Below are 11194 nucleotides of genomic sequence, written 5' to 3' on the forward strand. Positions count from 1 at the left end.
GCACTACACCTGGCCTTTCTCCGTCCGGCTTCCGATCATCGCAATCCGGCCTCCGTACGTCTCTTGCAGTGTATCCGGTACAAATACTTCACTTGTTGGTCCACCTGCCACCAGTCGTCCATTGAGCAGTAGCACATGGTCGAAGTATTCCTCGACTGTCGCCAGATCATGGTGAACAACCAGTACCGTCTTGCCTTGTTTCTTCAACTGTTCCAAAAGCGAAATGATCGCTTTCTCTGTGGTGGCATCCACACCTGCAAATGGCTCATCCATGAAATACAGATCTGCGTCTTGCACGAGTGCCCGTGCCAGAAAGACACGTTGCTGCTGTCCACCGGACAGCTGACTGATCTGGCGGTACTTGTAATCGCCCATGCCGACTTGCTCCAGGCAGTGTGCCGCCAGGTCCCGCTCCTTTTTCCCCGGACGACGGAACCAGCCCAGATGACCATACCGTCCCATCATCACCACATCAAGTGCATGCGTTGGAAAATCCCAGTCCACCGATTCCCGTTGTGGCACATAACCGATGCGGCGACGTTGTTCCCGGTACGATTGTCCGAAGATCCGTACCTCTCCATGCATCTTCGGTACTAGTCCCAGAACGGCTTTGATCAGTGTTGATTTCCCTGCGCCATTTGGGCCAAGAATACCGATGAGCTGTCCTTCCGGGATATCGAAGGATACGCTGCTAAGCACCGGCTTTTTGTGATAGGCAACGGCCAGATCCCTCACACTAAGAGGAGCCGACGTAGGCTGCGTTCCCTGCAAGTGACTATTGTTCAGTTTCGTAGGAGTTTGTTCCAATAAAGTTGTATCTTCCATAATCCTGTAACTCCTCTCTTCATGTGATTCATTATTTCAGAGCTTCTACAATCGTCTCAACATTGTGGCGAATCATACCGATGTATGTGCCTTCTTCCGTTCCCTCAGCTCCCATGGCATCCGAGAACAGTTCTCCACCAATGGTGACCGTATGTCCTTTTTGAGCTGCTCCGGCAATGATGGCTTCCATCGCTTTTGCAGGCACACTCGATTCAACAAATACGGCTTTGATATGGTTATCTACGAGATAATCCCTCAGTTCGCTAACATCTTTTGCACCGTATTCGGCTGCTGTACTGATGCCCTGAAGCCCCATCACTTTCATGCCATAAGCCTGACCGAAATATCCAAATGCATCATGCGCCGTAACCAATACCCGGCTTGCTTCCGGAATCTCCAGAATCTTCTCACGTACCTCGGCATCCAGATCTTTGAGCTTCGCCAGGTATGCCTCTGCCTGAGCCTTGTATTCTTCCGCATGATCCGGGTCCGCCTCCACGAGCGTATCGCGTACGGCTTCTGCCGCATGCATCCAGTGGCTGACGTTAAACCAGACGTGTGGGTCATATTCGGTGCCGCCTGTATCTTTGCCTGAGTGTAACTCCTCGATTGGAATAGTCTCTGTAACAGCAGTAACCAGCTTGCTTGATGACATTTTCTCCAAAATGTCTGTCATTTTGCCTTCGAGATGCAGTCCATTATAGAAAATAACTTTTGCTTGTTCCAACTTGCGAATATCACCTTGGGATGCCTTGTACAAGTGAGGGTCAACGCCCGGGCCCATGAGCCCGGTAACATCAACATATGCCCCGCCTACCTCACGTGCTACGTCAGCGATCATTCCCGTTGTAGCGGTTACTTGTAGCTTGCCACCACTGCTCGTCTCTGCATCACTGGAACATGCCGTAAGTATAACAACCAGAACCAGAGCGGCTAGCGTAATGAACCCCCTCTGAATACTCCTCATTTTCACCATTAACAATTCAACCGTCCCCTTCCCTCTCCTAAAATACTTGTCTACATCTAATTTTGTTGTACAAGGTATTAAATTTTAATCAAGGCTAATAATGTTTCCCTTGTGCAAATTTTATCCGAAGCCAAAAAAAAAGGCAAGGGATTATTTCCCCTGCCTGTCCAAATATACATTTAATTCACTTCATGAACCTTTTGGTTACGATGTTAAAAGAGCTAATTCACACGATATTCTTTGCGATATTCTTTGCATTACTCTTTGTCTTTCCCTTCGTCTTTCTTACCTTTCGGCGTTCCATCGAGACCATACACTTCATCATATGCATCGAAAATTTTCCGTGCTATCGGTGAAGCACTGACTGACCCGAATCCACCTTCTGGTACAACAACAGCGACAGCAAGCTTCGGATTATCTCGTGGTGCAAAGGCAATAAATACACCATTCTCTTTTTTGTTAGGTCCGGTCCCCTGTTCTGATGTTCCTGTTTTCCGGGCATAATCGTAAGGGAAACCGTCAAATGAACTTACTTTGGTAACCATTCCTTTATGAACTTCATTCCAGTGCGCATCGGCAAAATCAACTTCATTGAGCACCTTAGGTTTGATCTCTTTCACCACATTGCCGTCCGCATCACGGATTTCCTTCACCAGATGTGGTTCCATCCGTTTGCCCTTATTGGCAAGCATGGTCGTGTATTGGGCGAGTTGCATCGTGGTGTACTTGGCTTGCTGTCCAAACGAGGCAAATGCCAAACGTGTTAGAGCTGATTCGTCTTTATTAGTATATTCTAGCCTACCCAGAAATTCATTAGGCAGATCTACACCAGTGGACACACCCAAGCCAAATTCCTGCATGTGTTTGTGCCAGACATCGATGCCTTTCTCTGAGCCATAATTACGTAACAAACGTTTACCCACCATATCAATCATGAAGGCATTGGAGGATTTCTCAATCGCTCTTCTCGCCGTAATAGAACCATTATAAGCAGAATGCGAGTTCTTCACTTGTCGTCCGTCTTTCCCCAAAACCGCATATCCCTGATCGTGATAGGTCTCTCCTGCTGTAAATAATCCCTCTTTTAATCCAATAAGCACACTTAGCGGCTTGATTACCGATCCAAGAAGTACAACGGATTCCGCCCGACTAGGCTTGTCATCATTCGGTGGGAACGACTCGGTGGTTCCGTTCCGGAACACATATTTGATTTTGTCATAATCCCAATCGTTCGGATCATAATCCGGCATACTTGCCATGGCTACCACATTTCCTGTATCCACTTCCATGGCTACTGCGTATCCTGTAATTGCCTTGGGCAGCCTGCGCAATTCGTCCGTTATCGCCTCTTGTGCGGCCATCTGAATTTCCTTGTTAATGGTGGAAACCAGACTGTAGCCTTTCTCCGGTGGTGTTTGTAACATCGTTCCATCTGGCAGATTACGTGCGTCAATATCAATGGACTGGTAGCCGCTTCGTCCACGAAGTTCCTCCTGGTATTGGAGCTCCAATCCATCGAAGCCAACCTTCTCTTCTTCATGGTACACAAGACCAGGATCACGCTGAGTACTTGCCCCCTCGCGGATGGCCTTATATTTGGCAATGGAATCTGGTGCTCGCTTGAACTCTCTTGTGTAACCCACAACCTGAACGGCTACACCATCCGGGTCATATTTTCTTATGTTTTCTTCCAGCACCATAACCCCTGGATAATCTGCTTTTTTCTCCATGAAAAAGGCAATTTCTTTGGTCGACAGATCCGACTTCACAAGCCTCGGCACATACCCGAACGTTTTCTGGTAATCCAGATCCAATCGTTTGATGATCTCTTCCGCGTCCGGCTGCTCTTTGTCCCCTGGATTAAACTGCTTAAACACAGCCGCCAGATCATGAGCCAGTTCCTCTGCTTCCTGTCTACGTTCATCATTCCGATAATCCTCATACAACAACACATAGAGGGACTGTACAGGTTCGGAATAAGCGAGCGCGACTTCCCCTGTCGCATCATAGATGGGACCACGAACAGGTGCGAGTGGAATGTCTTTGGTATTACGACTCGTTTCCATATACGTCAGCTCAGGACCCTCCACAAACTGCACAAAAGCTAATCTGAAAATAAGGATACTGAATATGACAAATGCCGCGAAAAAAAACAGATTCAGCCTTGCGGTGGAAGGCTTGTTGACGGGTGTATCTTCCTCAGTCATGGGTTTCTTCCTCAATCGGTTAAACATATTTTAAGCCTCTCCCGTTCCTCTATAAAAATAAAATATTTAATCCGTATTGTGAACGCGTTCAATTCCCTATTTAATCCTATCTCATACAAGTCTACCAAAGGTTAGCTGTCACGTCTTTCAATATTTGGTTACATTTTCGTAAACAGAACCGTTACACTACCCCATCTACCGATTCCAATGTAAACACTGACATATCAACGTTATCCCGTTCTCCGGATCACGTTACCCTTCCCTTATATAAACGTGGTACAGCTCATATGGTTACATATTAATGCAACTAATTAGTTCACTCTTACGATCATTTTCCACGTAAAACAAAAAAGAGGACCCACGAAGGGTCCCCTCTGTAACCAATGCCTCACATTACTGTGTGCCTGATTCCGAATCTGAATCTTTATTTTTGTCTTTCTTCGGTACACCGTCGAGACCAAATTCCTCGTCATAGGCATCGAAGATCGCACGTGCAACCGGAGCCGCACTGCTCGATCCAAAGCCCCCTTCGGGGATAACCACAGCGACAGCAAGCTTTGGATTATTACGTGGTGCATAGGCGATAAATACACCATTATCCACCAGTTTACCGCCTACTACCTGTGTCGATGTCCCTGTTTTTCTGGCAAAGTCATAAGGGAATCCGCTAAATGCAGATACCTCGGTTGCCATACCTCGTTGTACTTCATTCCAGTAGGCATCGTTAAACTCTACCGTGCTCAGTACCTTCGGTTTTACTTTCTCGACTACGTTGCCTTCCGAATCCCGGAACTCTCTAACCAGTTGTGGCTCCATCCGCTTTCCTTTGTTCGCCAGCATTGTCGTGTACTGTGCTAACTGCATGGTTGTGTATTTTCCCTGCTGTCCAAAGGAACCATACACGAGACGAGTCAACGAACTTTCCGTGTCGTTCATGTAATCCCGTATACCCAGGAATTCATTCGGCAGATCAACCCCTGTAGATACTCCAAGGCCGAACTGCTTCATGTATTCATCCCATTTGTCAATTCCGGTCGCACCATATTTTGAGTACATCTTCTTCCCAATCTCATCAATCATGAATACGTTCGAGGAATGACGAATCGCATCACGAGGATACATTGCACCATACACATGCCCGGATGAGTTCTGAACTCTACGATTGTCCCCACCAAAGGTCGTTGAACCTCTATCCGAATAAACTGTATTGGTAGTGAAGAAACCTTCTTTTAAACCGATCAAGACACTAAGCGGTTTGATGGTGGAACCGAGTAGCACGATCGATTCAGCTCGCTTTTTAGAGTCATCGGGAGGGAATGAACGAATCGTACCATTTTGATACACATATTTGATATCATCATACTGATCATTTGTGATACTGCCTGTTCTCCAGATGTTGGTATCATAATCTGGCATACTGGCAGCAGATACGATTTTCCCGGTATCCACTTCCATCGCAACTGCAAATCCGGTCTTGGCATTCGGATGTAATCGACCGGAAACCTGATTCCGATGAAGCCAACTCAACTGATCCAGAATGGCCTGTTCTGTTTTCACCTGAACGTTTTTGTTAATGCTGGAAATCAGGTCGTACCCTTTCTGCGGCGGGGTAGAACCAGCCACACCTTCAGGCAAGTTACGCAAATCAACATCAACGGATGTATATCCGCTTTTGCCCCGGAGAGCATCCTGATATTGCAGTTCCAGTCCATCAAAGCCTACAAACTCATTTTCCGTATACACCAGGCCCGGATCCGTTTGCGTTTTATTGGCCTCGTCCACCTCTTTGTATTTGTTCAAGGACTTCGAACTTCTGAACTTCTTCAGATAACCGATGGTCTGAACAGCTACCGTATCCGGATCGTAGAATCGCACACTCTCCTCGACGATCTGAATACCTTTGAACTCGTCCTTGTGCTGTAGGAAATAAGCAACTTCTTCCTCGGACAGATCACTCTTGATCAGACGAGGCATAAAACCGTTCGCTTTGCGGGAGTTCAAGTCCATCTCTTCAATAATTTGTTCCACCGTAAGTGACTCTGAATCCTTCAGCTTGTACTGTTCAAACACATCATGCAACCGGGTTGCAATATCCTGCACTTCCCCTATGTTAGGACTCGGTTTCCCCTCAACATCTCCATAGTTTTTATAAAGCGTCAAGTAGAGAGACTGAATGGGCTTGGAGTAAGCCAACTTCACCTCACCTGTGGAATCATAAATCGTGCCTCTCACAGGAGGAAGTGGTACATCCTTGGTAATGTTACTTGCTTCTTCCTGACTAAGCTCAGGCCCTTCGACAAATTGTAAAAAGGCCAAGCGTACAATAATAACGCTAAAAATAACAAAGGAAGCGAAGAAAAATACGTTCATTCGGTAACTGAAGCGCCGTTTGTCCGTAAGTTCATCCTTCTCATTGGAATGCTTTTTCATCCATCCTACCTCTTTCATGACTTGATGCATACCGCTCAATCTGATTCTTCGCGGCATGATAACCTGGCAACGTCGTCATATTCCGGACCCATGTCCGTTGTATTGCTAAGCTGATTGATCCTTTAGATGGGTGTCGGCAAAATTCGGAGGATTAAACCAGTCTCCACTGATCGCCCATGTCGGGTCAAGCGGAACCCAGCTCTCGGAATCACTCAAATACACCTCATTCCACGCATGTGGACCGTACCCTCCTTGGCCGTTATAACCAAGCCCTGTAACCACTTTGACTTCAAGTCCTTGTGAACGGGCCATCACGGCATAAAGACGGGCATAATCAATACATACGCCTTTGCGTGTATCAAATGTATTCTGTGGATTTTGTTCATGCCATATGCCCTTTTGCTCATAGTCATCCACTTTACCATAGTCATACTGAATACGTGAACCTACCCAGTCATATAGCGCTTTTGCTTTGACTTCATCTGTCGATTGGCCTTTGACAATCTCACTGGCTGCAGATTCAATATCCGTCGGAATATTGTGGTCGATGACTTCATATTTGCGTTGCAGGATGCCGCCCAGTTCCTTCTGCACAGCCTGCGTGAATACGGGTAGCTTGTCCTTAATGAACGTGCCGGACAAAGGTTCGATAACCGATTTGGCCCCTTGCATATAGATCGGAGATGCTTCCACATAACGGCTGAACATGCTCCCAGGGTAAAGGCTGACAATCATGAACAAAACTGCGATGACAATCATTCCACGGACGGAGCCTATGATCGTGCCAATGAATGCACCCGTCAACCGACTAAACATACCTTTGGGCGCACTTTCCTCGGCTGACCTCTGCCTGCTGCTAAAAATAACTGAAGAGAGAAACCCGAGAATCAGTCGGATGAGTCCATAGCTAAGTACAAATAATACAGCGAACCGCATCAGCGGAAAATCTGCAATCGCCGTAACCAACGTATAATACATCTGTTCCCACCGGTTCAACTCACGGTTAGGCATGGCTGAAGCATACTCAGACAGCCACTGCTGTACATATGGCGCAAGCCACAACGTTAAACCGATCGACAACAGAATACCAATGACCGCCATAATGCCATCCATCAGGAACCCAAAGAGTCTGCCTGCTGAACGCGAAGCCCCTCTGGACCACCCCTGCAATAATGAAGCAGCCACAATCAGCAACAGCATAATCGTGATGCCATTCAATTCCTTCAGGCTGTCCAGCCAATTCTGCAGCACGTACCGATTCCCCCTTTACTACGATGCTGGTGCTGTTTTGTTCTCCTGTGCCTGTTCGACAAACGTACGTATAGTTTCATTGTCGAGTTTCCATTCGCCAAGTGAAATTCCGCGGAAGGTCACATCAACTTTATCCGATTGAGTTCTACCCTTAATCTCCACATTGGGACTTGTGATGGTGAACGCTCCATCCTGTCCTTTGACGTATTTCGCTTTGGAAGCCTCCTTGAGCATCATGCTGGTTGCTTCCTTCTTCAATGTGTCCATCGTGCTGGATTGTACGTCTGTCACTGTCTGTTTGATCTGATCAATGGAGATGCCGCTGTATATCAGTAGAGCCGCAATAATGATGATGGCAATCGCCCATTTCAATACGGTTTTGACCACATTCAGAACAAAGAACAATATGATCAATGCAACCACGATCACCAGCCAGTTCTGCATCACAAACTCTTTGATTACTTCTATGTTCATGACTACACCTTCCGTATTAGAATTCATTCGTAACACTCCCGAATATTATACATGATTTCCGAAGCTGCTGTCAGCTAAGCCCTCCCCCTTAAAAATAAACGGTCTAAGTTCGTCCCGCCGGGCGTACAAGTAGTACCATGAGGTTCTGCCGGGCGAACGGGGAACACGTTCAAGACCTGTAGTTTGAACATGCATCGCTTAACAAGGAGGGGCTTATGTGAAAACGGCCATCTGGCTATACCTGTTTTTGTTCCTTGCCGTATTTGATTTGCACGCCCAGTATCCCATTCTGACCCCTTTTGCCATCTCGCTGGGAGCCGCCCCTACTTTCATTGGCTGGATGATGGGTATCTATTCCTTAACGCATCTTCCTGGCAATCTGATTGCTGGAACACAAATCGATAAACATGGCAGTCGCCGCTACATTGTATTCAGTCTGCTCGGTGCAGGATTCATCCTGCTCCTGCAAGCCTATGTCCAAACACCATGGCAACTGCTTGCTCTGCGTTCCATCAGTGGGTTTGTACTGGCCTTCCTGTCTCCTGCATGTCTCGCCCTGCTTGCACAGTTATCCAGTGATCCGGTGAAACAGGGGAAGTATATGTCGGGTCACGGGGTAGTGCATACACTCGCGTCTGTGGTATCACCAGCAGCCGGTGCGATCATTGTGGGTTCCATGGGATTCTCTGCTACCTTCTCAGGCTTGGGTTACTTGCTCATTCTTACAGGTGTGATTGCTTTCATGACGATGCCCCGTGGCATCGTCAAGCAGCATGAGAGAGTGACTGAACCTGCCAAACCTGACGTTTCACCAGCAGATGCCACAAGTGCATTCCTGCCGGTGTCCTGGCGATACTTTGCCTTGCCTCTGGTGATTGCCTGTGCCCAAGGAATTCTCTTCTTCGAATTACCCCTGCGGGGCGGAGGACAATCGTCCATCATGTCTACCGGACTGCTGTTCTCTATAATCAGTATTGGGGCACTCTTCACCCTCAGCATGTTATTTCTCAACCGGTATTCCCCCAAACTGCGTCTGGTTGCGGGCGTGCTGTTAATGTCCTTGTCTTTTTTTGTGATGGCAGCCATTCCACAAGTTCCCTTGTCCACTGTATTATTTGTACTTGGGATGTCCAAAGGCATCATCTTTCCAGCTATGGCAACCCTATTTATCCGGCTGAGCGGAGGAAGCAAGTTGGGCCGCATTTTCTCGCTGCAATCCATTGCCACCTCCATCGGCTCTTTCATCGGCCCCATCACAGCCGGGCAACTTCGTGTCGGGTTGTCACCCTATTTCATCGCGTTTCTTTTGTTAATGATTGGTATGCTACTGCTTCCATACTATACATCCAGACGCGAAGCATCCCTCACCGATCCCAAAAGTATATTAAATTAGGCCTGTATCAAGCTCTTCTTCCCTACCGTTATGACAGCAATTAGGCCTGTATTTTCATTAGCTTTGCATCATTCCCCCATTTACAGCTAAACTATATAAAATGGACTAACGTTTTACACACACGAACGGAGCGGCCTAGTGATCCTCAGCGCCGTCTTTAAGATTTCATCTTTTTCTTTAAAGCATCATTAGGTATGGACGATCATTGGAAGTAGTGAAGGGGACGGAATCGATTTTGAAGAAGCGGTAGCGTTCGCCTTTGTCTCCATATTTCAACCTTTAAAAAATTAATCAGAAATTTGGAGACAACAGCGATCGAAGGAACGATCCGTAACCGTAACGGCCACTACTGATCAGAATTAATTCCTGATGTATGTGAAAAAGAATTTAGAAATCAAAGGTGCTCCTGTCGCGTGGTGAACAGTGTAAAGAAAGGAGTCCATTTTATATAATCAGTCGATTTTCGCTGCAACATTTCCCGGGGAATGTCGACATAAGCTCTCGAACAAGAGGTGAATATCATGCCTATTCATGTCATTGTGGAAGGTAAGAATGATCGAAGCAAACTGAAACGTTTGGTTGGACCCGAAATCAACATTCTATGTACGTTTGGAACGCTTAATTCACTTAAGCTGGAGACATTGCGCAAACAAGTCGGATATGATGAAGTTTATTTATTTATGGATAATGACAGTTCCGGCAAAAAAATTAGAGGTGTGCTTCGGGATGCTTTCCCGGATGCAGTACAGATGTATACACGACGAGGATATGCGGGTGTGGAAGGAACACCTGATGAGTATATCATTGCCCAGCTGGAGAAAGCCGGGTTAGAGACATACATCCAATACCCTGAACATCCTTCCTATTAAAATGAAATACCAAAAGGCTGCCTTTGGGTTGATATCCAACCTGAAGGCAGCCTTTTCAGTATGATGATCAGATGATTATTCCTTGATCAGATTGCGAATATCCTCGGCAATGACAGCAGGCACAACGTCCTCTGTATTAAATGCGTTATATACCTTGCGCAGCTGGTTATTCTGATCCACCAGACCAATCATGTTCATATGGGCAAAATCATCCTTACTCTCCCCATCGATTAGGATCTGGAATGAATCCCTGGCCAACTGTTTGGTTTTGTCCATATCCCCTCGCAAGAAGTACCATCCGGAATAATCCGCGTGGAAGCGGTCCGCAAACGTCTTAATCTTCTCTCTTGTATCGACTTTCGGGTCGAATGAAATGGATACAAATGAGACATCTTTACCGAAGGTGTCGTCCTCTTTCAACAGATCCTGCACCTGAGATAACGTAAACGTCGTAATCGGGCAGACATCCGGACAACTGGTGAAATAAAAGTAGAACAATCGGACTTTCCCTTGAGTATCCTCCAGTGATACCGTACTGCCATCTACATTTTCCATGGAAAAGGATTGGATTTCACGAATCTCGGGTAATTTTTCCTTACTGGCAAATACGGTGCCCCACATTAGATACACAGCCATTATCAGTGCGAGCCCGAGCAGTATCCATGTCCATTTGTACTTTTTCAGCATCTTCCTCGTCCCTTCTGTATCTTCTCTTATGAATACGCATACATATGTGAACCGAAAATCACGTTTGTTTCGCTTCATCCATCTACTGTGA

Annotated in this window: 9 protein-coding genes; 2 read left to right on the forward strand and 7 right to left on the reverse strand. The window is 46.6% G+C overall.

Annotation, left to right across the window (positions count from 1 at the left end):
* Positions 1-3: 3 nt before the first annotated feature.
* The 6 genes from F0220_RS25050 to F0220_RS25075 all read right to left on the reverse strand — a co-directional run bounded on the left by F0220_RS25050 (position 4) and on the right by F0220_RS25075 (position 8181).
* Positions 4-825 (reverse strand): metal ABC transporter ATP-binding protein, encoded by an 822-nt coding sequence (locus F0220_RS25050; protein WP_223199773.1) that lies wholly within the window; start codon positions 823-825, stop codon positions 4-6.
* Positions 826-856: 31 nt separating this feature from the next.
* A complete protein-coding gene (locus F0220_RS25055) occupies positions 857-1801 on the reverse strand; it encodes a metal ABC transporter solute-binding protein, Zn/Mn family (protein ID WP_105601315.1) in 945 nt (314 codons plus the stop codon).
* A 248-nt stretch (positions 1802-2049) separates the two neighbouring features.
* Positions 2050-3999 carry a peptidoglycan D,D-transpeptidase FtsI family protein gene (locus F0220_RS25060; RefSeq protein ID WP_181155554.1) on the reverse strand — a complete coding sequence of 650 codons (1950 nt, stop codon included), beginning with the start codon at positions 3997-3999 and terminating at the stop codon, positions 2050-2052.
* A gap of 393 nt (positions 4000-4392) precedes the next feature.
* A complete protein-coding gene (locus F0220_RS25065; protein WP_105601318.1) occupies positions 4393-6429 on the reverse strand; it encodes a peptidoglycan D,D-transpeptidase FtsI family protein in 2037 nt (678 codons plus the stop codon).
* A gap of 105 nt (positions 6430-6534) precedes the next feature.
* On the reverse strand, positions 6535-7680 hold the full coding sequence (locus F0220_RS25070) for a transglutaminase domain-containing protein (RefSeq protein ID WP_105601320.1): 1146 nt from the start codon (positions 7678-7680) through the stop codon (positions 6535-6537).
* 18 nt (positions 7681-7698) lie between these two features.
* Positions 7699-8181: an ATPase gene (locus F0220_RS25075; protein WP_174806458.1), complete on the reverse strand. Its 483-nt coding sequence runs from the start codon at positions 8179-8181 to the stop codon at positions 7699-7701.
* Positions 8182-8371: 190 nt separating this feature from the next.
* Here F0220_RS25075 and F0220_RS25080 point away from each other — a divergent pair, with 190 nt between their 5' ends.
* Together F0220_RS25080 and F0220_RS25085 are read left to right on the forward strand one after the other, a co-directional pair.
* Positions 8372-9547 carry an MFS transporter gene (locus F0220_RS25080; RefSeq protein WP_091020793.1) on the forward strand — a complete coding sequence of 392 codons (1176 nt, stop codon included), beginning with the start codon at positions 8372-8374 and terminating at the stop codon, positions 9545-9547.
* 521 nt (positions 9548-10068) lie between these two features.
* Positions 10069-10416: a toprim domain-containing protein gene (locus F0220_RS25085; protein ID WP_091020792.1), complete on the forward strand. Its 348-nt coding sequence runs from the start codon at positions 10069-10071 to the stop codon at positions 10414-10416.
* 75 nt (positions 10417-10491) lie between these two features.
* On the opposite strand, the gene F0220_RS25090 is transcribed toward F0220_RS25085, so the two are convergent.
* Positions 10492-11103 (reverse strand): SCO family protein, encoded by a 612-nt coding sequence (locus tag F0220_RS25090; protein WP_105601322.1) that lies wholly within the window; start codon positions 11101-11103, stop codon positions 10492-10494.
* Positions 11104-11194: the final 91 nt, after the last annotated feature.

Source organism: Paenibacillus sp. 37, from assembly GCF_008386395.1.
GTDB classification, from domain to species: domain Bacteria; phylum Bacillota; class Bacilli; order Paenibacillales; family Paenibacillaceae; genus Paenibacillus; species Paenibacillus amylolyticus_B.

Bases quoted from the DNA above. Each gene is read 5' to 3' on its own strand.
- F0220_RS25050 (WP_223199773.1), bottom strand. From the start codon at position 825: ATGGAAGATACAACTTTATTGGAACAAACTCCTACGAAACTGAACAAT.
- F0220_RS25055 (WP_105601315.1), bottom strand. From the start codon at position 1,801: ATGGTGAAAATGAGGAGTATTCAGAGGGGGTTCATTACGCTAGCCGCT.
- F0220_RS25060 (WP_181155554.1), bottom strand. From the start codon at position 3,999: ATGACTGAGGAAGATACACCCGTCAACAAGCCTTCCACCGCAAGGCTG.
- F0220_RS25065 (WP_105601318.1), bottom strand. From the start codon at position 6,429: ATGAAAAAGCATTCCAATGAGAAGGATGAACTTACGGACAAACGGCGC.
- F0220_RS25075 (WP_174806458.1), bottom strand. From the start codon at position 8,181: ATGAATTCTAATACGGAAGGTGTAGTCATGAACATAGAAGTAATCAAA.
- F0220_RS25085 (WP_091020792.1), top strand. From the start codon at position 10,069: ATGCCTATTCATGTCATTGTGGAAGGTAAGAATGATCGAAGCAAACTG.
- F0220_RS25090 (WP_105601322.1), bottom strand. From the start codon at position 11,103: ATGCTGAAAAAGTACAAATGGACATGGATACTGCTCGGGCTCGCACTG.